Here is a 26453-nt window from a genome sequence, read left to right on the forward strand (position 1 = left end):
AACTTCGAAGATGCGAAGGTGTTAGCAGAGCAGGCTCTTGCTCAACCGACAACGGACGAGTTAATGACGCTGGTTAACAAGTTCATTGAAGAAAAAACAATCTGCTAATCCACGAGATGCGGCCCAAATTACTGCTTAGGAGAAGATCATGGGTTTGTTCGATAAACTGAAATCTCTGGTTTCTGATGATAAGAAAGACTCCGGAACTATTGAGATTGTTGCTCCGCTCTCCGGCGAGATCGTCAACATCGAAGACGTGCCGGATGTAGTGTTTGCTGAGAAAATCGTTGGTGATGGCATTGCTATCAAACCAACTGGCAACAAAATGGTTGCTCCAGTTGACGGCACCATCGGTAAAATTTTTGAAACCAACCATGCGTTCTCTATCGAATCTGATAGCGGTATCGAACTGTTCGTTCACTTCGGTATCGACACCGTTGAACTGAAAGGCGAAGGCTTCAAACGTATCGCGGAAGAAGGCCAGCGTGTTAAAGTTGGCGACCCGGTGATTGAATTCGATCTGCCACTGCTGGAAGAAAAAGCCAAGTCTACCCTGACGCCGGTTGTTATCTCCAACATGGACGAAATCAAAGAACTGATCAAACTGTCTGGCAGCGTCACCGTGGGTGAAACCCCGGTTATCCGCATCAAGAAGTAATTCTTGCCCGCACAGAAAAATGGCGCCTTCGGGCGCCATTTTTGTTTATGCGGGGAGGATAAGCTCGTTGTAGCCTTTCGACTGGGTATAAAGCATGACGTCAGTCACCCGATCGCCGGCCATGCGAATGGCATCGGCAACGGTTTTTCCCTCAACAATGCCGCTCACCAGCTCTGAACAAAACAGGTCTCCCGTCCCTTTCAGATCGGTTTCTACCCGTGGATGCGCGCTGACGGTCACGCCCTCATTCGTCACCAGCACCACGTGGATATTCTGCGGATCATCGGCCACCGGCGCGCTGGTGATCGCCACCCATTTCAGGCTGTCTGAGAGCAGTCCCTGTGCCGCCGCGATGGCGCTTTCCGGCGTGCGGCACGGCTTGCCGCTTAACACTTCCAGCTCGTAGACGTTTGGCGTAATCCCCTGCGCCAGCGGCAGCAGGTGCTCCCGATACGCCTGCGGGATATCCGGCTTCACGTACATCCCGCTGTCGATATCGCCAATAACCGGGTCAACCAGCACCAGCAGATCAGGATGCTGTGCCTTGACCGCTTTCAGCCACTGCGCCAGCAGGACTATTTGGCTGGCACTGCCCATATAGCCTGTGGTAACCGCCTTAAGCTCGCGCAGAATCTCTCGCTCTTCCAGCGCATTCAGGTAGCCGCTGAACCACTCATCGGGGATCACGCCACCATAGAAGGTGTCATAGTGTGGCGTGTTGCTGAACAGTACCGTTGGCACGGCGGTGACGTTCAGCCTGTGGGTTCGAATATTCGGCACCGCAATGCTGTTACCCACGCTCCCGTACACCACCTGCGACTGTACCGCGACAATATCAGTTTGCTGCGCCCGGGTATTATCCCGGAATAGAATCATCTCCATGACGCTTAAATCCCCGCCCCCTGCGAATAACTCTCTTCACCAAAGACGCCGGTAGACAGATAGCGATCGCCTCGATCGCAAATAATCGCCACCACCACAGCGCCCGGGTTTGCCTGCGCTACCCGAATCGCGCCCGCTACCGCGCCGCCCGAGCTGACGCCGCAGAAGATACCTTCGCGCACGGCCAGCTCACGCATGGTATTTTCCGCCTCGCGCTGGTGAAGATCCAGCACCTGGTCCACAAGCTGCGCATTAAAGATGCCGGGCATATACTCCGCCGGCCAGCGGCGAATGCCCGGAATGCTGCTCCCCTCTTCCGGCTGCAGGCCCACAATGGTGACGGCTTTGTCCTGCTCGCGCAGAAAACGCGATACGCCGGTAATGGTGCCGGTGGTGCCCATGCTGGAGACAAAATGGGTGATTCGCCCGTCGGTTTGCTGCCAGATTTCCGGGCCGGTTGTGGTGTAGTGCGCGTACGGGTTGTCCGGGTTATTAAACTGATCGAGCAGTTTACCTTCGCCGCGCTCGGCCATTTCTAACGCCAGGTCGCGCGCGCCTTCCATCCCCTGCTCTTTGCTCACCAGAATCAGCTCGGCCCCGTAGGCACGCATCGCGGCGCGGCGCTCCTGGCTCATGTTGTCAGGCATCAGCAGCTTCATGCGGTAGCCTTTCAGCGCCGCAATCATCGCCAGGGCGATACCGGTGTTACCGCTGGTGGCTTCAATCAGCACGTCTCCCGGCTTAATTTCTCCGCGCTTTTCAGCCTGGACAATCATCGACAGCGCGGCACGATCTTTTACCGACCCCGCCGGGTTATTGCCTTCGAGTTTGACCCAGATTTCGCTGCCGTTAGCCGGCCCCATGCGCTGAAGTTTGACCAGAGGGGTGTTGCCGATGGTGTGTTCGAGTGTATTCACGTTTTTTACTCAATAAAAAAGCCGGGTGGCGTTTCGCTTACCCGGCCTACAAGACGCAGTGATAACTGTAGGCCCGGTAAGCGCAGCGCCACCGGGCGATAAACATCCTAATAACCTATCAGGCTGACTCCGCCAGAGCAATATCCTCGCGCGTCTCGATGCGCTCCTTCCCGTGATAAATCCGGGCATGCTGCAGCCCGACAAACAGGCGCTCCCCCCGGTGCGGCGGGACGTCGTCGCGCATGACCACGGTCAGGGGCTCGGTATACCAGCCCAGCGGCTGTACCACCAGTTGGGTGTAGTGACCTTTAGGGCTCGCTTCCAGCACCTGCACCGGCAGCGGTGAATCCAGGCTGGTTCGGCGGCTCACGTCCACTTCCCACGGACGCAGGAACAGATCGACCGGGCCCTGGTGCGCGGAGGTATAGCCCAGCGGCCAGCGGTGCGCGCCCACGTGGAACTGACCGCCGCGAATAGTGCCCTGCAGACGGTTCACCTCGCCCATAAACTCCAGCACGAAGCGGGTCGCCGGTTCACGCCAGAGCTGCTCCGGTTCGTCAACCTGCTCAATGTTGCCCTGGCTCATGACCACCACGCGATCCGCGACTTCCATCGCCTCTTCCTGATCGTGGGTCACGAAGACGCTGGTGAATTTCAGCTCTTCATGGAGCTGACGCAGCCAGCGGCGCAGCTCTTTACGCACCTGCGCATCCAGCGCGCCGAAGGGCTCATCCAGCAGCAGAATTTGCGGTTCAACGGCCAGCGCGCGAGCCAGCGCCACGCGCTGTTTCTGCCCGCCGGACAGCTGGGCCGGAAAACGATCCGCCAGGTGAGCCAGCTGCACCATCTCCAGCAGTTTGGTCACCTTCGCCTTAATGGTTGCCGCATCCGGGCGCTCGCGACGCGGCAGCACGGTAAGCCCAAACGCGATGTTGTCAAACACGGTCATGTGGCGGAACAGCGCGTAATGCTGGAACACAAAACCCACTTTACGATCGCGGGCGTGCAGGCGGCTCACGTCGGTACCGTGGAAGCGGATGTGCCCGCTGGTCTGATGCTCAAGCCCGGCGATAATGCGCAGCAGCGTGGTTTTGCCCGAGCCGGACGGCCCCAGCAGCGCCACCATTTGTCCGGAAGGGATATCCAGCGAGATATCATTCAGCACCTGGGTGCGACCAAAAGACTTCTTAATATTGGCAATCTCAATGCTCATGATTTCCCTCCTGATGCTGACGTTTTTCCTGATTTTCTAAACGCCACTGCACCACACTCTTCAAAAACAGGGTCAAAATGGCCATCAGCGTCAGCAACGCTGCGGCAGTAAACGAGCCGATGGTGTTGTAGTCCTGCTGCAGCAGTTCAATCTGCAGCGGCAGCGACAGGGTTTCACCGCGAATGGAGCCGGAAACAACGGAAACGGCACCGAACTCGCCAATCGCGCGGGCGTTGGTCAGCACCACGCCGTAAAGCAACGCCCAGCGGATGTTCGGCAGCGTCACGCGGCGGAACATTTGCCAGCCCGAAGCCCCCAGCAGCACCGCCGCTTCGTCTTCGTTGCTCCCCTGGCTTAACATCACCGGCACCAGCTCGCGCACCACAAACGGGCAGGTCACGAAGATGGTGACCAGCACCATGCCCGGCCAGGCGAACATGATCTGCAGGTTATGCGCATCCAGCCAGCCGCCCAGTGGGCCGTTGGAGCCGTAAAAGAGCAGGTACACCAGGCCCGCCACCACCGGCGACACGGCAAACGGAATATCCAGCAGGGTCAGCAGCAGCTGACGTCCGGGGAAGTTAAAGCGCGTCACCAGCCACGCCAGCAGGGTCCCGAACACCAGGTTCACCGGGACGGTGATCAGGGCAATCAGCACGGTGAGCCAGATGGCATGGAGCATATCCGGGTTCGCCAGGTTTTCCAGCGCGGGCATCAGACCTCTGCTGAACGCCTGAACGAAAATATAAATCGTCGGCACGACGAGAATGAGGGCGGAAACCAGCACGCCCGCCCCAATCAGAAACCATTTACCCCAGTTGATGCGGGGCGCATCGTATTGCTTCAATTGCGTAACTTCCGCCATCAGTGACCTACCACACGTCGACCAAAGCGACTTTGCAGAGTGTTAATCGAGTACAGCAGCAGCAGCGAGGCGGCGAGGATCACCGAAGCAATCGCGCTCGCCGCCGGATAATCAAACTCCTGCAGGCGGATGAAAATCATCAGCGAGGTCACTTCCGTTTTCCAGGCGATGTTCCCGGCGATAAAAATCACCGCGCCGAACTCACCGAGGCTGCGGGTAAACGACAGCGCAACACCTGCCATCAGCGCTGGAGAGAGCTCCGGCAGCACCACCTTGCGGAAGCTCTGCCAGCGCGTGGCGCCCAGTGTTTCCGCCGCTTCTTCGTATTCCGGACCCAACTCTTCCAGCACCGGCTGCACGGTACGTACCACAAACGGGATGCTGGTGAAGGCCATCGCCACCGCGATACCGAGCCAGGTGTAGGTTACTTTGATATCAAATTTCGCCAGCCACTCGCCGTACAGCCCGTTTACAGAGAAGAGCGACGCGAGGGTCAAACCCGCCACCGCCGTCGGCAGCGCAAACGGCAGATCCATCAGGGCGTCAAGCAGCGTGCGGCCCGGGAAGCGATAGCGGGTCAGGATCCACGCCATCAGCAGGCCAAACACGCCGTTAAAAATGGAGGCGACAAACGCCGACAGCAGCGTCACCTTATAGGCCGCCACCACCTGCGGGTTGGTGACCACGTCCCAGTACTGCGCCCAGCTCATCTGAGCAAGCTGCATCACCAGCGCGCTGAGCGGCAACAGCAGGATCAGGCAGACGAACAGCAGGCTGGTCCCGAGGCTTAAGGTAAAGCCCGGCAGGACGCGTTTTGTCGAAACTGCAAACATTACTTATGCCCCGCCGCCAGCAGTTTGTCTAACTCACCGCCGCTGGCAAAATGCGTTTTCATCACATCAGGCCAGGAGCCGAAATGATCTTCGACGCGGAACAAATCGGTCTGCGGGAACTTATCTTTCAGCTTGTTCATTACGTCCGGGTTGTTTACGCGGTAGTAGTAATCGGTAATGATGGTCTGCGCCTGAGGGCTGTACAGGTAATTGAGATAGGCTTTTGCCGCTTTCTCGGTACCGTTTGCCTGCACGTTTTTATCCACCCATGCGACCGGGAACTCGGCCAGAATGTTGGTTTTCGGGATAACCACCTCAAAGCCCTGCGCTTCATACTGCTTACGGATGTTGTTCACTTCCGACTCAAAGCTTATCAGCACATCGCCCAGACCGCGTTCTGCGAAGGTCGTGGTCGCTCCGCGGCCGCCGGTATCAAACACTTCGACGTTTTTCAGGAACTGGGTCATGAACTGCTCGGTTTTGGCTTTATCGTTACCGTCAGCCTTATCCGCCGCGCCCCACGCCGCTAAATAGGTATAACGCGCGTTACCGGAGGTTTTTGGGTTCGGGAAAATCAGCTTCACGTCGGAACGCACCAGGTCGCTCCAGTCGTGGATATTCTTCGGGTTGCCCTTACGCACCAGGAAGCCCATGGTGGAGTAGAACGGCGAGCTGTTGTTCGGCAGACGGCTCTGCCAGTCCGCCGGGATGAGGTTGCCTTTGTCGTGCAGGATCTGCACGTCAGTCACCTGGTTGTAGGTCACCACATCCGCTTTCAGGCCCTGCAAAATCGCCAGCGCCTGCTTGGACGAGCCGGCGTGGGACTGCTTGATGGTCAGCTTGTCGCCGTTATTGTCTTTCGCCCACTGCTGTTCAAACGGTGGATTAAGGGCGGCAAACAGCTCGCGGGAGACGTCATACGAACTGTTCAACAGTTCAGTCGCCTGCGCCTGTGCCACCAGCAGTAAACCTGCCAGCGCCAGAGTTCCTTTTTTCAGTACAGTAACGGCCATTGCGCACCCTTATAAATGTGATGACTATCTTATAGTCATAATATTTATAACGGGGATGAAAGGAGTAACGGTTTTATATACCGTTTGGTGATTTAGAAGCAGAAAAGGGAATAAGGGTGAGGCCTGGTGCCCTCACTCCGGCCCTCTCCCGCAGGGAGAGGGAGAAATGCCATTACAGCGCTAGCAAACGCTCAACGGACGGCGCAAAGTAGTAGCCGCCGGTCACCGGTTTGGTGAAGCGCAGCATGGCGTCGCGCTTGCCGTCGGTATCGCCGAACATGCTCAGCAGCTGCTGCTCGATGTTATACAGGCGCGCGCAGTAGGCGCAGAAGTAAAGTCCGTGCGTTCCGCTTGCCGTACCGTACGGCAGGCTCTGGCGGACAATCTTCAGCCCTTTGCCGTCTTCTTTGAGGTCAACGCGGGTCAGGTGCGAGGTAACGGGACGGTCGTCGCCGTCGATCTCTTCGTTAGCCTCTTTCGTACGGCCAATCATCATCTCCTGGTCGTGCACGCTCATGCGGTTAAGCTGCTTGAGGTTGTGCTCCCAGCGCTGCACGAACACGTAGCTGCCGCCCGCATCCACGCCGTCTTTAATCACCGCCACTTCACGACGCGTCTCTTCGCCCGCCGGGTTTTCGGTACCGTCGACGAAGCCGCTCAGATCGCGCTCTTCGACCCAGCGGAAGCCGTGAACCTCTTCCTGCACATCAATGCTGTCGCCAAAAGCCGCTACCGCCGCCTGGGCAACGGAAAAGTTCACATCGTGGCGCAGGGAGAGAATGTGGATCAGCACGTCGTATTGGGTTGCCGGAGCCAGACCTTTGCCGTATGGGATGAAGTCTTTCAGCTCTTCCGCCCCTTCGCCACCGCTCAGCTGACGCCAGACGTTATTGCCAAAGGCGACAACGGCGCCGAGGTGTGCTTCCGGGAATTTGGCCTGGAAGGTCGCCAGTTTATCAATAAACGCTTTGCTGACCGCACGCAGGGCATCAACATCCCCTTTAACATTGGCTTCAATCCAAATCGCCGCGCGGCAATGTTCTGGCAAAATGCCACTCTGAACCTGAGACATCGCTCCTCCTGAAATAAAGATGCCACGTCAGCGTGGCATTGATAGCGGGTATTATACCCGGATTTCAGCGAGGCGGTTTGCTCAGGCGCAAATTACTGCTTCCAGAGTATTTTGCTCACTTTCCAGCTCTTAAGCGTGTCGTCAGACGGCATCAGTCCTTCCGGGCCGCTCCAGGTGCCGGTGAAGACATAGCTGATGTGCTGGCTGCCTTCAGCCTTACATTCCACCGCAACCTTGTCGTCAGACGGCACGCTGGCGCAGTTGCCAAAGGCCTGCTTATAAAGATCGCTAAACGGGGTCCCCACCTTCACACCGCTCGCCGTCGGAATATCTTCATCCATCACCGCAATTCGGTTGACCGTGCCTTTGTCACCGTTGATCACCAGCGCCAGCTTGTCGCCCTTCAGCGCCTCGTAGTAGCGAACAATATTGCCATTCTCCGTTTTCATGCCGCTGCGCAGGCGGTAATCACTGCTGAGCGCATCCTGGATAGCATTCTGATCCAGCGCCGTCGCGGCGGTAATTTTCCCCACGCCCTGCTCGGTTACTTCCGTTGATGAGCCAAACCAGTTCCACGGATACGCAGCGGACCAGTTAATGGAGGAGAGCGTCGAACAGCCGGTCAATGCCAGCGGGAGAGCGCATAAGAGTAAACGCAGCGATTTCATTAAAACGTCCTTACTTGTTAAATCAACGCTTGTTGGAGTGCGACATCGGCAAAAAGTGCCGGATTAATCATCCTGAGGCGCAAAACAGGCACGAAGACGCGGGTTGGTCATCAGCCACAGCAGCGCCACAATATCGGCAACCACCAGCGCAACGCCGGTGCCCGTCAGCGGTTCACCGTACCACCAGAGAACCGGCTGCCATAAGAGCAGCGCAGTCTGGGCAAGGATTAGCAGCCAGCGAAGCGTGCGCCAAAAACGAGGGATCAGGTGCCGTCGTCCGCTGCACAAAAAAGCCACAACCGCCGGTACGCCCGGCAGTAAGCCGAGCCAGAAAGCATCGTGATCGGGATAAAAAAGATTCAGCAGCGTATCGCCCTGCCCCCGCGACGCGGCGGCCATCACAAACAGAACCCAGGTTCTGGCCTGAAGCAGCAGAACGCACCAGAATAAAAAGGGCAGCCTGACGCGGCCCTGCGCGTCATAGTCTGCCGGATGGATCTCAGTACTCTTCATCTTCGATCAGACGCTTTCCCAGATTCAGCACGTCAGAATGCTCGTAGCCCAGACGCTCATACATGCCCAGCACCACATCGTTATCTTCCCGCACCATAATCTGGATTTTCGGGCAGCCGCGGGCGATCAGCTTCTTCTCGAGCCGGTTAAGCAGCGCATTGGCAATGCCGCGACCACGGTATTCCGGGTGGACGCCCAGATAATAGGCCGAGCCGCGGTGGCCGTCGTAACCGCCCATTACCGTCCCCACAACCTCACCGTTGACTTCCGCGACCAGGAACAGACTGACGTCGTGATTCACCTTACGTTCGATATCCATTTCCGGATCGTTCCACGGACGCAGCAGATCGCAGCGCTCCCAAAGGGTAATCACCTCTTCGAAATCTTCCTGGCGAAAAACGCGTATCTCCATGGTATTAACCGCCTTTTCGGGTTTAAAAACAGTGATTATGGCGCGAAGCTCGCCTTTAGCCAATAACCGGGGAAAATCTCGCCAAAATTTGGCATAATGTCACTTTGTCACGTATTGAAATGAAAAGTAAAACAATTCTCAACATGGACTGTCGTAACGGGAAACACGATACGATATAACACCAGGACCCCATTTTTTAGTATTCAGGCCGCATGAGCACATTCAAACCATTAAAAGCACTCACATCGCGTCGTCAGGTTCTCAAAGCGGGGCTGGCGGCCTTAACGTTAACGGGTATCGCAAAGCAGGCTCAGGCGAAAGACGAGAGCACGCTCAAAACCAGTAACGGACACAGCAAACCGAAAACGAAAAAGCCGGGCGCGAAGCGTCTGGTGATGCTCGACCCGGGCCACGGCGGTATTGATACCGGCGCCATCGGCAAAAACGGGTCAAAAGAAAAACACGTCGTGCTGGCGATTGCAAAAAATGTGCGGGCGATTTTACGCAGTAACGGCATTGACGCCCGTCTGACGCGCTCTGGCGATACCTTTATTCCGCTGTATGACCGCGTAGAGATCGCCCACCAGCACGGTGCGGATCTGTTTATGTCGATTCACGCGGACGGCTTTACCAACCCTTCTGCGGCAGGTGCCTCGGTGTTTGCGCTTTCCAACCGCGGCGCCAGTAGCGCCATGGCGAAATACCTCTCCGACCGCGAAAACCGGGCGGATGAAGTCGCCGGGAAAAAAGCCACCGACAAAGACCACCTGCTACAGCAGGTGCTGTTCGACCTCGTGCAGACGGATACGATCAAAAACAGCCTGACGCTTGGCTCGCACATCCTGAAGAAGATTAAGCCGGTGCATCGCCTGCACAGCAAAGGCACCGAGCAGGCGGCGTTCGTGGTCCTGAAATCACCGTCCATCCCTTCTGTGCTGGTGGAAACCTCCTTCATCACCAACCCGGAAGAGGAGCGACTCCTTGGCACCACGGCATTTCGTCAGAAGATCGCCAACGCTATCGCCTCCGGCATTATCAGTTATTTCAACTGGTTCGATAACCAAAAAGCGCACTCCAGGAAACGTTGATGAAACCCGATGCACAACTGGTCAAAACTTTCCTGCTGCAGCTGCAGGATGAGATTTGCCAGAAACTGGCCGCCGCAGACGGCGGAGAATTTCAGGAAGATACCTGGCAGCGCGAGGCCGGCGGCGGTGGGCGCAGCCGCGTGCTGCGTAACGGCGGTATCTTCGAACAGGCCGGCGTGAATTTTTCCCACGTTCACGGCGACGCCATGCCCGCGTCTGCGACGGCACATCGTCCTGAGCTGGCGGGCCGCAGCTTCGAAGCGATGGGCGTCTCGCTGGTGGTGCACCCGCACAACCCGTTCGTGCCAACCAGCCACGCCAACGTGCGCTTTTTCATTGCGGAAAAGCCGGGGGCCGATCCGGTCTGGTGGTTTGGCGGCGGTTTCGACATGACGCCCTACTACGGCTTCGAAGAGGATGCCGTGCACTGGCACACCACCGCGCGGGACCTTTGCCTGCCGTTTGGCGAAGACATTTACCCGAAATATAAAAAGTGGTGCGACGACTACTTTTACCTGAAGCATCGCGACGAGCAGCGCGGCATCGGCGGACTGTTCTTTGACGATCTCAACACGCCTGATTTTGATACCGCGTTCAGCTTTATGCGCGCGGTGGGTGAAGGCTATACCGACGCCTATCTGCCCATCGTCGAACGCCGTAAAAACACCGACTACGGCGTGCGCGAGCGCGAGTTCCAGCTCTACCGCCGCGGGCGCTACGTGGAGTTCAACCTGGTGTGGGATCGCGGGACGCTGTTCGGCCTGCAGACCGGCGGGCGCACGGAGTCGATTCTGATGTCGATGCCGCCGCTGGTGCGCTGGGAGTACTGCTACGAGCCAAAAGAAGGCAGCCCGGAGGCTGCCTTAAAAGAGTTTATTCAGGTTCGGGACTGGGTGTAACCCTCCCCTCACCCCGGCCCTCTCCCAAAGGGAGAGGGTTAGGGTGAGGGTAAAAATTACAGCGGCTGCGTCTGCGCCTCAACTACCGCCAGCGCGACCATATTCACGATACGACGCACGGAGGCAATCGGCGTTAACACGTGCACCGGTTTCGCCACGCCCATCAGCACCGGTCCTACGGTCACCCCTTCAGAGCTGGAGACGCGCAGAAGGTTATAGCTGATACGCGCCGCTTCCACGTTCGGCATAATCAGGATATTTGCCGATCCTTTCAGCGGGCTGTCCGGCATACGTTCATTACGGATGCTCTCCACCAGCGCGGCATCGCCGTGCATTTCTCCGTCAATCATCAGCTCCGGCGCGCGCTCGCGCACCAGCGCCAGCGTCTCACGCATTTTGCACGCCGCCGCAGATTTGGAAGATCCGAAGTTTGAGTGCGACAGCAGCGCCACCTTCGGCTCGATACCAAAGCGACGCACGGTCTCGGCGGCCATCATGGTGATCTCTGCCAGCTCGTCCGGGCTCGGATCGTCGTTAACGTAGGTGTCAGCGATAAAGGTGTTGCCGCTCGGCAGCAGCAGGGCGTTCATCGCACCGGCGGTATGCACGCCGTCGCGATAGCCGAAGATCTCCTGCACCACGCTAAAGTGCTCGTGGTAATCGCCGATGGTGCCGCAGATCAGCGCATCCGCCTCGCCGCGATGGACCATGATCGCGCCGATCACCGTCGTGTTGCTGATGACGGCTTTCTGCGCCTGCTCCTGGGTGATCCCCCGACGCTTCATGATCGCGTAGTATTCGCTCCAGTACTCTTTGAAGCGCGGATCGGATTCGTTGTTTACGATCTCGAAGTCGACGCCCGGCTTAATCTGCAGGCCCAGCTTCTGGATACGCATTTCAATCACGCTCGGACGACCAATCAGGATCGGCTTCGCCAGACCTAAGGTGATCAGCTCCTGGGTGGCGTGCAGCACGCGCGCCTCTTCCCCTTCCGCCAGCACCACGCGCTTCGCGTCGGCGCGCGCCTGAGAGAAGATCGGCTTCATGAACAGGTTGGTTTTATAGACAAACTCGGTGAGCTTATCGACGTAAGCGTCGAAGTCTTCAATCGGACGCGTCGCCACGCCGGAGTCCATTGCCGCTTTGGCCACCGCAGGGGCAATTTTGACAATCAGACGCGGGTCGAACGGTTTTGGAATGATGTAGTCCGGGCCGAAGCTCAGATCCTGATCGCCATAGGCTGAGGCAACCACTTCGCTCTGCTCGGCGTGGGCCAGCTCCGCGATGGCGTGAACGGCTGCAAGCTTCATCTCTTCGTTGATCGCCGTTGCGCCGACGTCCAGCGCGCCGCGGAAGATGAACGGGAAGCAGAGCACGTTGTTGACCTGGTTCGGGTAGTCCGAACGGCCGGTACAGATGATGGCGTCTTCACGCACCGCTTTCGCCAGCGGCGGCAGAATTTCCGGTTCCGGGTTGGCCAGGGCCAGGATCATTGGCGCACGCGCCATCTTCTTCACCATCTCCTGGGTCAGCACCTTCGGACCCGAGCAGCCGAGGAAGATATCCGCGCCGTCAATGACGTCCTCAAGCGTGCGCTTGCCGTCGTCTTCTACCGCATACGCCGCTTTGGTTTCCGCCATGTTCGGCTCGCGGTCTTTATAAATAACGCCCTTGGAGTCGCAGACCACAATGTTGTGTTTCTGCATACCCAGCGCCACCAGCAGGTTCATACAGGCGATGGCCGCGGCGCCGGCGCCGGAGACCACCATGCGCACGTCTGAGAGGTTTTTCTCTACCACGCGCAGGCCGTTCAGAATCGCAGCGGTGCTGATAATGGCCGTACCGTGCTGGTCATCATGGAACACGGGAATATTCATACGCTCGCGCAGCTTCTGCTCGATATAGAAACATTCCGGCGCTTTGATGTCTTCCAGGTTGATCCCGCCGAAGGTAGGCTCCAGCGCGGCCACTACGTTGATGAACTTGTCAGGATCGAGTTCATCCACCTCGATATCGAACACGTCGATACCGGCGAATTTCTTGAACAGCACCCCCTTGCCTTCCATCACCGGCTTACCGGCCAGCGCGCCGATGTTGCCCAGCCCCAGCACCGCCGTGCCGTTAGAGATCACGGCGACAAGATTGCCGCGCGCGGTGTATTTGTAGGCCGCCAGCGGGTCTTTTTCGATTTCCAGACACGGGGCAGCTACGCCCGGGGAATAGGCCAGTGCCAGATCGCGCTGAGTTGCCAGCGGCTTGGTTGGGGAGACCTGGATTTTGCCCGGGACAGGGAACTCGTGAAAATCGAGGGCACTCTGTTTCAACTGCTCATCCATCTTATTTTTCCTTTCACGTATCGGTCAAAAGGGTGACGTAAGCGATCCTGATGCACACCCTGGTGTGCCGCCTAGTATCGCCTCAGGCCGCCTCCTAAACTTTGAAGGCAGCCAAACTCTCACCATCACACATTAAAAATTGTTATCAATTTATAACAGCCATGTTACCCGTCTCAAAAGCAATGCCTCCCCCGTCTGCTATGCTTTTTTGTTAAGTCCATCATGATTTTTTCAGAAGTGTGAACTAACGCACTCATCTAACTCTTTTATTTCCAAGGAGTAATCATTTATGAACCAGCTAGACGGCATCAAACAATTCACCACGGTGGTGGCAGACAGCGGCGATATTGAGTCGATTCGCCACTATCAGCCGGAGGACGCGACCACCAACCCTTCGCTACTGCTCAAGGCAGCCGGGCTTACCCATTTTAGTCATCTGATTGATGACGCCATTGCCTACGGTAAACAGCGCGGGAAGACGCAGGAGCAGCAGGTCGCCGAAGCCAGCGACAAGCTGGCAGTTAATTTTGGTGCGGAAATTCTTAAAAGCATCCCGGGCCGCGTCTCGACCGAAGTCGACGCCCGCCTCTCTTTCGATAAAGAAAAGAGCATCAATAAGGCGCGTCGCCTCGTGGAACTGTACGAGGAACAGGGGATCGATAAATCACGCATTCTGATCAAGCTCGCCTCCACTTGGGAAGGCATCCGCGCGGCAGAGGTACTGGAAAAAGAGGGCATCCACTGCAACCTGACGCTGCTGTTCTCGTTTGCCCAGGCGCGCGCCTGTGCCGAAGCGGGCGTGTTCCTGGTGTCACCGTTTGTCGGGCGCATCTACGACTGGTACCAGGCGAAACAGCCGATGGATCTGTACGTGGTGGATGAGGATCCGGGCGTGAAATCGGTCCGTAATATCTACGACTACTACAAGCAGCACCGCTACGAAACCATCGTGATGGGTGCCAGCTTCCGCCGTACCGAGCAGATCCTCGCCCTGGCAGGCTGCGACCGCCTGACAATTTCACCCAATCTGCTCCAGGAGCTACAGGACAAAGAAGAAACGGTGATCCGCAAGCTGGTGCCGACCTCCACCGTTCTGCCAAAACCGAAAGCCATGACCGAAGCGGAGTTCCGCTGGGAGCACAACCAGGACGCCATGGCCGTGGAAAAACTGGCGGACGGTATCCGCCAGTTCGCCGTCGACCAGCGCAAACTAGAAGATCTTCTCGCCGCCAAACTTTAACCTTGCCACGGAGTGAACTATGTCCCGTAAAGAGCTAGCCAATGCCATCCGCGCCCTCAGCATGGATGCCGTGCAGAAAGCCAATTCCGGCCACCCCGGCGCGCCGATGGGCATGGCTGATATTGCCGAAGTACTGTGGAACGACTTTCTGAAGCACAACCCCAATGACCCCACCTGGTACGATCGCGACCGCTTTATTCTCTCCAACGGTCACGCCTCAATGCTGCTCTACAGCCTGTTGCACCTTTCCGGCTACGATCTGCCGCTTGAGGAGCTGAAAAACTTCCGCCAGCTGCACTCCAAAACCCCGGGGCACCCGGAGATCGGCTATACGCCAGGCGTGGAGACCACCACCGGGCCGCTCGGCCAGGGGCTGGCAAATGCGGTCGGGCTGGCGATTGCCGAACGCACGCTGGCGGCACAGTTCAATCAACCGGACCACGAGATTGTCGATCACTACACCTACGTGTTTATGGGTGACGGCTGTCTGATGGAGGGGATCTCCCATGAGGTCTGCTCCCTGGCGGGCACCCTGGGGCTCGGCAAGCTGATCGGGTTCTACGATCACAACGGCATCTCCATCGACGGGGAAACCGAAGGCTGGTTTACCGACGACACGGCAAAACGCTTCGAAGCCTACCACTGGCACGTGGTGCATGAGATCGATGGCCACGACCCGGAGGCGGTGAAAAAAGCGATTCAGGAAGCGCAAAGCGTGAAGGACAAACCGTCCCTGATTATCTGCCGCACCACGATCGGCTTCGGCTCGCCGAACAAGGCGGGTAAAGAAGAGGCGCACGGCGCGGCGCTGGGCGAGGAGGAAGTGGCGCTGACCCGGCAGAAGCTGGGCTGGAAACATCCGCCGTTTGAGATCCCGAAAGAGATCTACCGGGCATGGGATGCACGCGAAGAGGGTGAGAAAGCGCAGCACGCATGGAACGATAAATTTGCCGCCTACAAAAAAGCGCATCCTGAACTTGCGGCCGAGTTTTCCCGCCGCATGAGCGGCGGTCTGCCGGAAGACTGGGACGATAAAACCCAGGCGCTGATTGAAAATCTGCAGTCCAACCCGGCGAAAATCGCCACCCGTAAGGCGTCGCAAAATACCCTGAATGCAATCGGCCCTCTTCTGCCCGAACTGCTCGGCGGATCGGCGGATCTGGCGCCGAGTAACCTGACTATCTGGTCGGGTTCGAAATCGCTGAAAGAGGATATCGCCGGGAACTATATCCACTACGGCGTGCGCGAGTTCGGGATGACCGCGATTGCCAACGGCATCGCCCATCACGGCGGCTTCGTGCCCTACACCGCCACCTTCCTGATGTTCGTCGAGTACGCCCGTAACGCGGCGCGCATGGCAGCGCTGATGAAGGCGCGGCAGATTATGGTCTATACCCACGACTCCATCGGTCTGGGAGAAGACGGCCCCACCCACCAGGCGGTTGAACAGCTGGCGAGCCTGCGCCTGACGCCGAACTTCAGCACGTGGCGTCCCTGCGATCAGGTCGAAGCTGCGGTGGGCTGGAAGCTGGCGGTAGAACGCCACAATGGCCCAACGGCACTGATTCTGTCACGACAGAACCTGGCGCAGATCGAGCGTACTCCGGAGCAGGTGAAAAACATCGCCCGCGGCGGCTACATCCTCAAGGACAGCGGCGGCAAGCCGGACGTGATCCTGATTGCCACCGGCTCCGAGGTGGAAATCACGGTGAAAGCGGCGGAGAAACTGACCGCCGAAGGCCACGCGGTGCGCGTGGTGTCCCTGCCTTCTACGGATATTTTCGATGCCCAGGATGAGGCGTACCGCGAATCGGTACTGCCCTCAAACGTCGCAGCGCGCGTGGCGGTGGAAGCCGGTATTGCCGACTACTGGTACAAATATGTGGGTCTGAAAGGGGCGATTGTCGGCATGAGGGGCTACGGTGAGTCCGCCCCTGCCGACAAGCTGTTCCCGTACTTCGGCTTTACCGTTGAGAACGTGGTTGAGAAGGCGTTAAGCGTGCTGTAGCGCGGTCTGCGTGCCCGGTGGCGCTACGCTTACCGGGCAAAACTAGCGCGTGATCCAGAGCGTGGGCCAGGCATCTGGCCCGTTCCAGTTATCACAGCTGGGCTCCTCGGCGTAGCGCACCAGGCGGAATCGCTGTCCGTCAAAACGCCAGCGCGTCTGGACTCCGCAATCGCCCAAACCGCGCCCCAGCGCCAGCGTTGTCAGCTCGCGCGTCTTTTCATCGAAGCTGGCATTCATCAACTCCATTCCGCTCCCGTCGCCTGACGGCGTAAACGGCAGACGAAGCCTGACGCTGCGTGCGGTGAACGGTTTTTTACGTGATACCAGCCACGCCAGATCGACCGTGTTATAGGCCCCCGCCTCGCAGCTGACGATCAGCAGCGCTTTCTCATCGGTTAACGCGGTGACGCGCACTTCCCGGCGGTTAGGATCCAGCGAGCACTGGCTGCTGTTCATCCGTCCGGTACCATAGTCCAGCAGGTCGTTCAGTTCGGCGTGGGAGAGTGGCGTCGGGGTCGGATTGACGACCGCCACCTTTTTTAAGGCGGGTGCAGGCGGAACGCTTAACGGCGGATCGTCACCTTTCTTGATCCACGCGGTTTCGCTGCCGACGCGCTTTTGCTGCGCATCAATGAACAGTAGTGCGGCCTTAAGCCCGGTCAGTGAAATGACCTGCTTACCGCCGCGCAGAGTCAGGGCCTTCCCTTCCTGGATATTTTTCAGAAAGGCGGTGATGGTGGCCGCATCGTCCGTTTTCAGATGCCATGGCGTGAGCTGCCAGCGCTGTTTGTCCAGCTTCAGAGGAACGCTATCCAGCAGCAGCCGGGGGGCAATCTCTGGCTCTTTGATCGAGGGAGTATCAAGACCGCCAAGATCGATACGCAGAGTGGCATCCGTTTTCGCCCCGGCGCTACGGGTGAGCGTCATGACCAGACCACGGTGTTCACCCGTGTTGCGTGCAAGGCAAAAATTCTGGTTATTGCAGGTTACCTGCCAGTCAGAGAAGGCTTGCTGCGCAGGTGCAGCCCGCACCTGCGGCGCGAGGAGCACACAAAACAGGTAAAACAAAAAGACGCTGTAGCGCATGAATGACACAATCCCGGAACGAAAACGCTTAACTGGGCAGTATCTTCGTGTTCCCGGCGGGGTTGCTCAATCGGATTTATCAGATATACCCGAAAAATGCACTACATCCGCTCGAAAGCAGCGTTCATCAACCCGGTCGTCTGTAAATACTGCAGTAATATCACTGCCTTACCATCCCTGATTTCGCCTGAACGCATCATCTCCAGCGCCCGGGTAAAAGGAAGCTCCAGCACTTCAATATCTTCATCCTCTACGCCACCGCCCCGGTGCGTGCGCTGGGCGTCGCTGTATTCGGCAATGAAGAAATGCACAATTTCCGTTACGCCGCCCGGAGACATAAACAGCTCGAAGACCTTTTTGACCTCACCCACTTCGAAGCCGGTTTCTTCCACGGCCTCTTTGCGGATACAAACTTCCGGCTCATCGTCATCGAGCAGGCCCGCGCAGGTTTCAATCAAACGTCCATCAGGGTTGCCATTAACCCATGTCGCCACCCTGAACTGACGGATTAGCACTACGCTCTGCTTGTCACGGTTATAGAGCAGAATGGTCGCTCCGTTGCCGCGGTCGTAGACCTCGCGTTTGTGGCGGATAACCTCACCGTTGCTACGTGTAAGATCATAGGTGATGTTACGCAGGACAAAGTAGTTTTCAGAAAGAATTTTGTCTTTGATAACGTCAATTTTCAGGGTCATACGGGCTCCACAACACAATGAGTCGTCCTATACTACGCCGTGAATCCTGCTTTGTCGCCCGCCGGTTTAATGATGTTTTGGCGCGTTAACCCCAAACCAGTCGAGGATCCCTTGCGCGGCATGGCGTCCTTCCGCCATTGCGGTCACCACCAGATCCGCGCCGCGTACCGCATCGCCCCCGGCGAAGATCTGCGGGTTGGTCGTCTGGTAACGGTAACGGCTCTCGACCGAGGCCACGATCCGCCCCCTGTCATCCGTTTCGACACCCTGCGCCTGCAGCCACGGCATCGCGTGCGGGTTAAAACCAAACGCCATGATGACCGCATCCGCGGCCATCACAAACTCGCTGCCCGCCACCGGAACCGGTCGCCGCCGTCCCTGCGCATCCGACTCTCCGAGCTCGGTACGCAGCATCCGGATACCGTTGACCTTTCCGTTCGGATCCAGCGTTAGCTCAACCGGCTGGACGTTAAATTCAAACGCCGCCCCCTCTTCTCTGGCGTTCTTCACCTCTTTCTTCGAGCCCGGCATGTTGGCCTCATCCCGACGATAGGCGCAGGTCACCTTCGCCGCACCGTGGCGTAACGCGGTTCGGACGCAGTCCATCGCGGTATCGCCCCCACCAAGCACCACCACGTTTAAACCATGGGTGTCGATGTATGGTTCGCTGGCCGTTGCCTCCAGCCCCATAACATGGCGCGTGTTGCCCACCAGGAAAGGCAGCGCGTCGTAGACCCCTGGCGCGTTTTCATGTGGGATACCTGCCTTCATCGAGCGATAGGTTCCCACGCCAATAAACAGGGCGTCGTAATCGTGCTTTAACTGCGACATCGACACGTCCTGGCCCACCTCGCAGTTAAGCTCGAAGCGGATCCCCATCGCGGTAAATATCTCTCTGCGCCGCGCGAGCAGCGATTTGTCCAGCTTGAACGCCGGGATGCCGAAGGTCAGCAATCCGCCAATTTCCGGGTGCCGGTCATAGATCGTCACGCTCACGCCGCGGCGCGCCAGCACGTCAGCGCACGCCAGCCCGGCAGGCCCCGCGCCGACGATCGCGACTCGTTTACCTGACGGCGTGACGGCGGACATATCCGGCCGCCAGCCCATCGCCAGCGCCCGATCGGAGATATAGCGCTCGATGTTGCCGATGGTCACGGATCCTGCCTCTTCACGTATTGTGCAGGCACCCTCGCATAATCGATCCTGCGGGCAGACGCGGCCGGTAATTTCAGGTAAACAGTTGGTCTGATGAGAAAGCTCGGCCGCGCCGGCGATATCTCCCGCGTTGAGGCGCTCGATCCACTGCGGAATGTGGTTGTGCAGCGGGCAGGTCCACTCGCAAAGGCTGTGCTCTCCGCATTTCAGGCAGCGCGACGCCTCGCGAACGGCCTGTTCGGCCCGAAACGGCAGGTAAATTTCGTTAAAATGGCCCACGCGTTCTGCGGCAGCTAGCTTGTCGGGCTCGCCGCGTGGCGCCGTCGCCTGCATCTGCTGCAGTTTGGTACGCGGCGCGTCCACGCCGACGGCCTCCGAATCATGCCAGGGCTGCGCCTCCAGGCAGGCCGTGCGCTGTCGGCGTGATTTCACCAGCTTATCCAGCACGGCAGGCGTCGCCAGGGTGAGGACATCCGCCGGGCAATTTTCGATACAGGCCGGGCCGTGTGGACGCGTCAGACAAAGATCGCATTTATTCGCCGAAGCCTTCACGCTGCCGTTGTCTAGCGGGGTGACGATAATCTCCATCGTGCCAAACGGGCAGGCCACCACGCAGGCCTTACAGCCGATGCATTTTTGTTGATTCACCTGTACGCTGTCATCGCATTTGCTGATGGCGCCGTTCGGGCAGCTTTGCGCGCAGGGCGCGTTTTCGCAATGATGACAGGTCACGGGGCGGCTTTTCTCGCCAGCTCTCAGGACCGTGATACGCGGATGAAAATGGCGCTCGCTCAGGACATGCTGCTCATCGTTGTGCGCCATCACGCAGGCCACTTCGCAGGCGTGACACCCAATGCACTGCTGGCTGTTAGCCATAATAAAACGATTCATAACCACACCTGTTTTTGGTTCAATAACCTTTCTCTTTATAAGAGTATGGTATTTACGCATCACGGTGCGATCGGGCAACGTTCAAATGCCTGAAGCGCCCAATTATTTCCAGTGAACCTGTGGCAGATCAATTTTATTCAGAGAGCCGTTCTGTGACCGTTAAACGACCCGTTTCCGGAAGCCTTGCCTGGGCTTTCTTTTCGATCATAGCCCTGTCCGTGCTGACCAGCACCGTCGCGCTGCTGACGCTGGCAAGCAGCCAGCGTGATGCCGAAGCCATCAATATCGCCGGTTCGCTGCGCATGCAGAGCTATCGCATGGGTTACGAGATGCAGCGCAACAGCCCTTCTCTTGCGGCACATCGCGAGAGCTGGCAACAGACGCTCGGCGCGCCTGCCCTGCAAAAGCTGAACCGCTGGTACGTCCCCGACAATGTTAAAGCACGATATCAGCAGCTTCATGTGGCCTGGCAGGAGATGGATGCGCGCATCGCCCGCGGCGACAGCGCGTGGTATCAACGCAATATTGAAGATTTTGTCGGCCGCATTGATGCCTTTGTGCTCGCCCTGCAGCACTACACTGAACATAAAATTCAGACGGTCACCCTGCTCTCGCTGGCTGGCGCACTCGGGATCCTGCTGCTGACGCTGTTTACCCTGCGACGCATCCGCCGCCAGGTGGTGCTACCGCTGAATAACCTGGTGGCGGCCAGCGAACGCATTGAGCGCGGCGAGTTTGCCACGCCTGCGCCGGATAGCGCCCTGCCGAACGAGCTGGGCCAGCTTTCGCGCGCCTTTAACCACATGTCAGCCGAGCTGGATACGCTCTACCGTTCTCTCGAAGCCTCGGTCGCTGAAAAGACGCGACATTTGCATGAAGCCCACCAGCAGCTCGACATGTTGTTCAAGTGCTCTCAGGCGCTGAATACCGGCCAGATAGACAGCCACTGCTTCCGGCATATCCTGCAGATTGTCCATGACTATACGCAGATGAATTATCTGGAACTGCGCACCAGCGACGACTGGCGGCTGTGTGAAGGGACGGAGGCACATGGCACTCCTCTGCAAAACCTGCCGGTACTGATGCAGGATACCCTTTACGGCGAGCTGCGCTGGCAAAGCGAGACGGACAGCGTCCCCCTTCCGCTGATGAGAAGCGTGGCGACCATGCTCGGGCGCGGGCTGTACTTTAACCAGGCGCAAAAGCACTACCAGCAGCTGCTCCTGATGGAAGAGCGCGCCACCATTGCCCGCGAACTGCACGATTCGCTGGCGCAGGTGCTGTCGTATCTACGCATTCAGCTTGCGCTGCTCAAACGCGCCGTGCCCGAGGAAAATACCCCGGCGCAGACCATTATCACCGACTTCTCCCGCGAGCTGAACAATGCCTGGCAGCAGCTGCGCGAGTTGCTGACCACCTTCCGCCTGACGCTGAACCACGCGAACTTACCCGCGGCGCTGCAGGAGTCCCTCGACGTGCTGCAGAGCCAGACGCAGGCGAAACTGCATCTCGACTGCCGCCTCTCCTCGCTGGCGCTCGACGCGCAAAAGCAGGTGCACCTGTTACAGATCGTGCGTGAGGCGGTGTTGAATGCCATTAAGCACGCGCAGGCCAGCGAGATCACCGTAAGCTGCGTGACCTCAGTGGACGGGACGCACAGCGTCAGCATTCGTGACAACGGCATTGGGATTGGCGAGGCCAGCGAGCCGCCGGGACATTACGGCCTGAATATTATGCGCGAACGCGCGCAACGGCTCGGCGGGATGCTGCACTTCTCGCAGCCGCAAAACGGCGGCACGCTGGTCAGCGTGACGTTTCCGGCGCCCACGCCGTTAACGGGTAAATAACGGTAAAGAGGGAAGCGCAGGGAAAAGCGCATGATAATTTACATTATCTCCTTTATTTCTCCACGTTTGACCTGGGCCTTACCGCTAAAGTTATGCGGGCAATAAACAATAATGACGTGCAGCAAAACGAGGTCACACTTTCATGGCGAATTTTTTTATCGATCGCCCCATTTTTGCCTGGGTGCTTGCCATCCTGTTGTGTCTGACAGGCGTCCTGGCGATTACTTCACTTCCCGTTGAGCAATACCCCGACCTGGCTCCGCCGAACGTGCGCGTCACCGCAAACTACCCCGGCGCGTCGGCACAGACGCTGGAAAATACCGTCACGCAGGTTATCGAGCAGAACATGACGGGTCTGGATAACCTGATGTACATGTCCTCGCAGAGTAGCGCCACGGGACAGGCGACGGTGACCCTGAGCTTCAAGGCGGGCACCGACCCGGACGAAGCGGTGCAGCAGGTCCAAAACCAGCTGCAGTCGGCCATGCGCAAGCTGCCCCAGGCGGTGCAGAACCAGGGCGTAACCGTGCGTAAAACCGGTGATACCAACATATTGACCATCGCGTTTGTCTCGACAGATGGCTCAATGGATAAACAGGACATCGCGGACTACGTCGCCAGTAATATTCAGGATCCCATCAGCCGGATTAACGGCGTCGGGGATATTGACGCCTACGGCTCACAATACTCCATGCGCATCTGGCTCGATCCCAACAAGCTCAACAGCTATCAGATGACGGCGACCGACGTAACGAATGCCATCAAAGCCCAGAACGCCCAGATTGCGGTGGGACAGCTGGGGGGAACGCCTTCCGTTGATAAGCAAGCCCTGAACGCCACCATCAATTCGCAATCCCTGCTGCAGACGCCGGACCAGTTCCGCAATATCACCCTGCGCGTGAATCAGGACGGGTCGGAAGTGCGTCTGGGCGATGTCGCCACGGTGGAAATGGGGGCGGAAAAATACGACTACCTGAGCCGCTTTAACGGCAATCAGGCCTCCGGTCTGGGGATAAAGCTTGCCTCGGGCGCAAACGAAATGGCCACGGCGAAACTGGTGCTGGACCGTCTGGATGAGCTGTCACAGTATTTCCCGCACGGGCTGGAGTACAAAGTCGCCTATGAAACCACCTCCTTCGTTAAAGCGTCGATCGAGGACGTGGTGAAGACCCTGCTGGAAGCCATCGCGCTGGTGTTCCTGTTCATGTACCTGTTCCTGCAAAACTTCCGCGCGACGCTGATCCCCACCATTGCAGTCCCCGTGGTGCTGCTTGGGACCTTTGCGGTGCTTTACGCGTTCGGGTACAGCATTAATACCCTGACGATGTTTGCGATGGTGCTGGCAATCGGCCTGCTGGTGGATGATGCCATCGTAGTGGTTGAAAACGTCGAGCGCATCATGAGCGAAGAAGGGCTCTCTCCGCGCCAGGCAACGCGTAAATCCATGGGTCAAATTCAGGGGGCGCTAGTCGGTATCGCGATGGTACTGTCGGCTGTCTTTATCCCGATGGCCTTCTTTGGCGGCACCACCGGGGCGATTTATCGCCAGTTCTCGATCACCATCGTCTCGGCGATGGTGCTCTCCGTGCTGGTCGCGCTGATCCTCACCCCCGCGCTGTGCGCCACCCTGCTGAAACCGCTGCATAAAGGGGAGCATCACGGGCAGAAAGGGTTCTTCGGCTGGTTTAACCGCATGTTCGACCGCAACGCCGCGCGGTATGAATCTGCCGTTGGGCGTGTACTCCACCGCAGCCTGCGCTGGATGATGGTTTACGTCGTGCTGCTGGGCGGGATGGTGTGGCTGTTCCTGCACCTGCCCACCTCGTTCCTGCCGATGGAAGACCGGGGGATGTTCACCACCTCGGTGCAGCTGCCGAGCGGCGCAACGCAGCAGCAGACGCTGAAAGTGGTCCAGAAAGTGGAGCAGTATTTCTTTACTAAAGAGAAAGATAACGTCGTATCCGTCTTCTCTACCGTCGGTTCCGGGCCGGGCGGGAACGGGCAGAACGTCGCCCGCATGTTCGTCCGCCTGAAGGACTGGGACGAGCGCGATACCAGAACGGGAACATCATTTGCCATCATTGAACGCGCGACCAAAGCCTTCGCGCACATCAAAGAGGCGCGCGTCTTTGCCAGCAGCCCGCCGGCAATCAGCGGCCTTGGCAGTTCCGCCGGGTTTGACATGGAGCTGCAGGATCACGCCGGTGCGGGACACACGGCGCTGATGGCGGCACGCGATAAGCTGTTAGCGCTGGCGGGCAACGATCCCGGCCTGACCCGCGTTCGCCATAACGGTCTGGATGACAGCCCGCAGCTTCAGGTGGATATCGATCAGCGTAAGGCGCAGGCGCTGGGCGTGTCGATCAACGATATCAACGATACCCTGCAAACGGCGTGGGGCTCGAGCTATGTGAATGACTTTATGGATCGCGGCCGCGTGAAAAAAGTCTATGTCCAGTCCGCCGCGCCGTTCCGCATGCTGCCGGATGATATAAACCGCTGGTTTGTCAGGAATAACGCTGGCGGCATGGTGCCGTTCTCTGCCTTTGCGACTTCGCACTGGGAGAGCGGATCGCCACGCCTGGAGCGCTATAACGGCTACTCTGCGGTTGAAATCGTCGGGGAAGCCGCGCCGGGCGTCAGCACCGGTACCGCCATGGACACTATGGAAAAACTGGTGCAACAGCTGCCCGCCGGTTTTGGTCTGGAGTGGACGGCCATGTCTTACCAGGAGCGCCTCTCCGGGGCACAGGCTCCCGCGCTTTACGCACTCTCTCTGCTGGTGGTCTTCCTCTGCCTCGCCGCCCTGTATGAAAGCTGGTCGGTCCCGTTCTCCGTCATGCTGGTCGTGCCCCTTGGCGTCATTGGTGCCCTGCTCGCGACCTGGATGCGCGGTCTGGAGAACGATGTTTACTTCCAGGTGGGTCTGCTCACCGTGATTGGGCTGTCGGCGAAAAACGCCATTCTGATCGTTGAGTTTGCCAACGAGATGAATGCCAAAGGCCACGAGCTGATGGCGGCCACGCTGCACGCCTGCCGTCAGCGCTTACGCCCGATCCTGATGACGTCACTGGCGTTTGTCTTTGGCGTACTGCCGATGGCAACCAGTACGGGAGCAGGCTCCAGCAGCCAGCATGCCGTCGGGACGGGGGTCATGGGCGGCATGATTTCGGCCACCATCCTGGCCATTTATTTCGTTCCGCTATTCTTTGTGCTGGTGCGTCGTCGCTTCCCGCTAAAGGAACGTGCTGAGTAAGTGATTGAAATAAAAAAGGCGGCTTTATCGGCCGCCTTTTTATTGTGTGATTAATTCACACTATGGTTATTTTACTTATTTTAGTGCTCTTGCAATTCTTACTGAATGTCATTTACGAAGCATGCCTTCGATAAAATCTTTCCAGTTCCCCAGTTCACGTTCAATCATAACTACCTCTCTTATTATTATGCGCATTCTACAAAAACGGGCCATCATTGTGAAGACTATTTAACCAATTGCTGTGATTGTACCCCACGTCCTGCGGGGATTTATGATAAATATGAACGGTGAGACCTCAATTTTTTGTGACGGCCAGCAATATTTTGAAATAACCCTACGGATGGGTGAGATTTATTTTATTTGCTGAGTTTATTGGGTTTTTAAATTTTATGGACATCTATGCTTAAATGGTGAAAGAATATTCAGCGTACAGATGTGAGTTGAATTAATATAAAGTGTAAATCCAGACGATTCCTGAATGTGTTATATTCCACTTAAGGATATATCTTCGAATTTACTGAACATTTAATCATCATAAGGTCAAAAGGATTCACCATGGTTGTGATGTACGGCATTAAAAATTGCGACACCATCAAAAAAGCCCGTCGATGGCTGGAAGCTAACAGCGTGGAGTACCGCTTCCACGATTACCGCGCCGATGGGCTTGATGCAGAATTTCTGCATAGCGCTATCCGCGAACTGGGCTGGGAAGCTCTGCTGAACACCCGTGGCACCACCTGGCGTAAACTGGACGAATCTCTGCGCGCCAGCATCACCGATGCCGACAGCGCGGCAAAACTGATGCTCGAGATGCCGGCAATTATCAAACGCCCATTGCTCTGCGCGCCAGGGCAGCCTATGCTGCTGGGTTTCAGTGAAACCCTTTATTCCGACTTTTTTCGTTGA

Annotated in this window: 24 protein-coding genes; 9 read left to right on the plus strand and 15 right to left on the minus strand. The window is 57.7% G+C overall.

The window, feature by feature from the left end:
- Nucleotides 1–108, plus strand: a 108-nt coding sequence (locus tag ACWYRJ_RS01520; protein ID WP_276854686.1) for a hypothetical protein, incomplete at its 5' end; no start/stop codon positions are given.
- Between the two features lie 40 nt (nucleotides 109–148).
- Complete coding sequence (gene crr / locus ACWYRJ_RS01525) at nucleotides 149–658, plus strand: PTS glucose transporter subunit IIA (protein ID WP_003861316.1); 510 nt, start codon at nucleotides 149–151, stop codon at nucleotides 656–658.
- Nucleotides 659–703: 45 nt separating this feature from the next.
- Here crr and pdxK read toward each other — a convergent pair whose 3' ends face one another.
- The 10 genes from pdxK to ACWYRJ_RS01575 form a co-directional block, all read right to left on the minus strand.
- The gene (gene pdxK / locus ACWYRJ_RS01530; RefSeq protein WP_455507293.1) at nucleotides 704–1540 is read right to left on the minus strand and encodes a pyridoxine/pyridoxal/pyridoxamine kinase; all 837 of its coding nucleotides are present in this window, start codon (nucleotides 1538–1540) and stop codon (nucleotides 704–706) included.
- A 5-nt stretch (nucleotides 1541–1545) separates the two neighbouring features.
- A complete protein-coding gene (gene cysM, locus ACWYRJ_RS01535) occupies nucleotides 1546–2457 on the minus strand; it encodes a cysteine synthase CysM (RefSeq protein ID WP_149366411.1) in 912 nt (303 codons plus the stop codon).
- A gap of 118 nt (nucleotides 2458–2575) precedes the next feature.
- Complete coding sequence (gene cysA / locus ACWYRJ_RS01540; RefSeq protein WP_008501607.1) at nucleotides 2576–3670, minus strand: sulfate/thiosulfate ABC transporter ATP-binding protein CysA; 1095 nt, start codon at nucleotides 3668–3670, stop codon at nucleotides 2576–2578.
- Nucleotides 3660–4535: a sulfate/thiosulfate ABC transporter permease CysW gene (gene cysW / locus ACWYRJ_RS01545; RefSeq protein WP_455507294.1), complete on the minus strand. Its 876-nt coding sequence runs from the start codon at nucleotides 4533–4535 to the stop codon at nucleotides 3660–3662. Before cysW ends, cysA begins: the two co-directional genes overlap by 11 nt.
- Entirely contained in the window at nucleotides 4535–5368 is an 834-nt protein-coding gene (gene cysT, locus ACWYRJ_RS01550; RefSeq protein WP_004123378.1) for a sulfate/thiosulfate ABC transporter permease CysT, read from the minus strand. The genes cysW and cysT overlap by 1 nt, the downstream gene beginning before the upstream one ends.
- Nucleotides 5368–6381 carry a sulfate ABC transporter substrate-binding protein gene (locus ACWYRJ_RS01555; RefSeq protein ID WP_127731888.1) on the minus strand — a complete coding sequence of 338 codons (1014 nt, stop codon included), beginning with the start codon at nucleotides 6379–6381 and terminating at the stop codon, nucleotides 5368–5370. The genes cysT and ACWYRJ_RS01555 overlap by 1 nt, the downstream gene beginning before the upstream one ends.
- Before the next feature lie 172 nt (nucleotides 6382–6553).
- Nucleotides 6554–7453 (minus strand): Dyp-type peroxidase, encoded by a 900-nt coding sequence (locus ACWYRJ_RS01560; protein ID WP_223580135.1) that lies wholly within the window; start codon nucleotides 7451–7453, stop codon nucleotides 6554–6556.
- A gap of 92 nt (nucleotides 7454–7545) precedes the next feature.
- Nucleotides 7546–8121: an RpoE-regulated lipoprotein gene (locus ACWYRJ_RS01565; RefSeq protein ID WP_111965198.1), complete on the minus strand. Its 576-nt coding sequence runs from the start codon at nucleotides 8119–8121 to the stop codon at nucleotides 7546–7548.
- A 63-nt stretch (nucleotides 8122–8184) separates the two neighbouring features.
- On the minus strand, nucleotides 8185–8634 hold the full coding sequence (locus tag ACWYRJ_RS01570; protein ID WP_111965197.1) for a DUF2919 domain-containing protein: 450 nt from the start codon (nucleotides 8632–8634) through the stop codon (nucleotides 8185–8187).
- Nucleotides 8621–9046, minus strand: coding sequence for a GNAT family acetyltransferase (locus ACWYRJ_RS01575; protein ID WP_014884750.1), 426 nt, complete (start codon nucleotides 9044–9046; stop codon nucleotides 8621–8623). The genes ACWYRJ_RS01570 and ACWYRJ_RS01575 overlap by 14 nt, the downstream gene beginning before the upstream one ends.
- 212 nt (nucleotides 9047–9258) lie before the next feature.
- Between ACWYRJ_RS01575 and amiA the strand changes: the two genes are divergently transcribed.
- Together amiA and hemF are read left to right on the plus strand one after the other, a co-directional pair.
- The gene (amiA, locus tag ACWYRJ_RS01580; RefSeq protein ID WP_023308739.1) at nucleotides 9259–10134 is read left to right on the plus strand and encodes an N-acetylmuramoyl-L-alanine amidase AmiA; all 876 of its coding nucleotides are present in this window, start codon (nucleotides 9259–9261) and stop codon (nucleotides 10132–10134) included.
- Complete coding sequence (hemF, locus tag ACWYRJ_RS01585; protein WP_249576244.1) at nucleotides 10134–11033, plus strand: oxygen-dependent coproporphyrinogen oxidase; 900 nt, start codon at nucleotides 10134–10136, stop codon at nucleotides 11031–11033. Before amiA ends, hemF begins: the two co-directional genes overlap by 1 nt.
- A 56-nt stretch (nucleotides 11034–11089) precedes the next feature.
- Here hemF and maeB read toward each other — a convergent pair whose 3' ends face one another.
- Nucleotides 11090–13369 carry an NADP-dependent oxaloacetate-decarboxylating malate dehydrogenase gene (maeB, locus tag ACWYRJ_RS01590; RefSeq protein WP_249576245.1) on the minus strand — a complete coding sequence of 760 codons (2280 nt, stop codon included), beginning with the start codon at nucleotides 13367–13369 and terminating at the stop codon, nucleotides 11090–11092.
- A 289-nt stretch (nucleotides 13370–13658) separates the two neighbouring features.
- Between maeB and tal the strand changes: the two genes are divergently transcribed.
- Nucleotides 13659–14609 (plus strand): transaldolase, encoded by a 951-nt coding sequence (gene tal / locus ACWYRJ_RS01595; RefSeq protein WP_455507295.1) that lies wholly within the window; start codon nucleotides 13659–13661, stop codon nucleotides 14607–14609.
- Nucleotides 14610–14628: 19 nt separating this feature from the next.
- Complete coding sequence (tkt, locus tag ACWYRJ_RS01600) at nucleotides 14629–16617, plus strand: transketolase (RefSeq protein WP_111965193.1); 1989 nt, start codon at nucleotides 14629–14631, stop codon at nucleotides 16615–16617.
- A gap of 42 nt (nucleotides 16618–16659) precedes the next feature.
- Here tkt and ACWYRJ_RS01605 read toward each other — a convergent pair whose 3' ends face one another.
- The 3 genes from ACWYRJ_RS01605 to aegA form a co-directional block, all read right to left on the minus strand.
- Nucleotides 16660–17703 (minus strand): DUF1176 domain-containing protein, encoded by a 1044-nt coding sequence (locus ACWYRJ_RS01605; protein ID WP_249576246.1) that lies wholly within the window; start codon nucleotides 17701–17703, stop codon nucleotides 16660–16662.
- A 101-nt stretch (nucleotides 17704–17804) separates the two neighbouring features.
- Entirely contained in the window at nucleotides 17805–18398 is a 594-nt protein-coding gene (nudK, locus tag ACWYRJ_RS01610) for a GDP-mannose pyrophosphatase NudK (RefSeq protein WP_111965191.1), read from the minus strand.
- Nucleotides 18399–18464: 66 nt separating this feature from the next.
- Complete coding sequence (gene aegA, locus ACWYRJ_RS01615; protein WP_455507296.1) at nucleotides 18465–20444, minus strand: formate-dependent uric acid utilization protein AegA; 1980 nt, start codon at nucleotides 20442–20444, stop codon at nucleotides 18465–18467.
- Between the two features lie 152 nt (nucleotides 20445–20596).
- Between aegA and narQ the strand changes: the two genes are divergently transcribed.
- Nucleotides 20597–22291 carry a nitrate/nitrite two-component system sensor histidine kinase NarQ gene (gene narQ / locus ACWYRJ_RS01620; RefSeq protein WP_149366404.1) on the plus strand — a complete coding sequence of 565 codons (1695 nt, stop codon included), beginning with the start codon at nucleotides 20597–20599 and terminating at the stop codon, nucleotides 22289–22291.
- A 142-nt stretch (nucleotides 22292–22433) separates the two neighbouring features.
- On the plus strand, nucleotides 22434–25547 hold the full coding sequence (gene acrD / locus ACWYRJ_RS01625; RefSeq protein WP_455507297.1) for a multidrug efflux RND transporter permease AcrD: 3114 nt from the start codon (nucleotides 22434–22436) through the stop codon (nucleotides 25545–25547).
- Between the two features lie 108 nt (nucleotides 25548–25655).
- On the opposite strand, the gene ypfM is transcribed toward acrD, so the two are convergent.
- Nucleotides 25656–25715, minus strand: a complete 60-nt coding sequence (gene ypfM, locus ACWYRJ_RS01630) for a protein YpfM (protein ID WP_015572204.1) — start codon at nucleotides 25713–25715, stop codon at nucleotides 25656–25658.
- 387 nt (nucleotides 25716–26102) lie between these two features.
- Between ypfM and ACWYRJ_RS01635 the strand changes: the two genes are divergently transcribed.
- Nucleotides 26103–26453 carry an ArsC family reductase gene (locus ACWYRJ_RS01635; RefSeq protein ID WP_149366402.1) on the plus strand — a complete coding sequence of 117 codons (351 nt, stop codon included), beginning with the start codon at nucleotides 26103–26105 and terminating at the stop codon, nucleotides 26451–26453.

The organism is Enterobacter sp. (assembly GCF_977039595.1).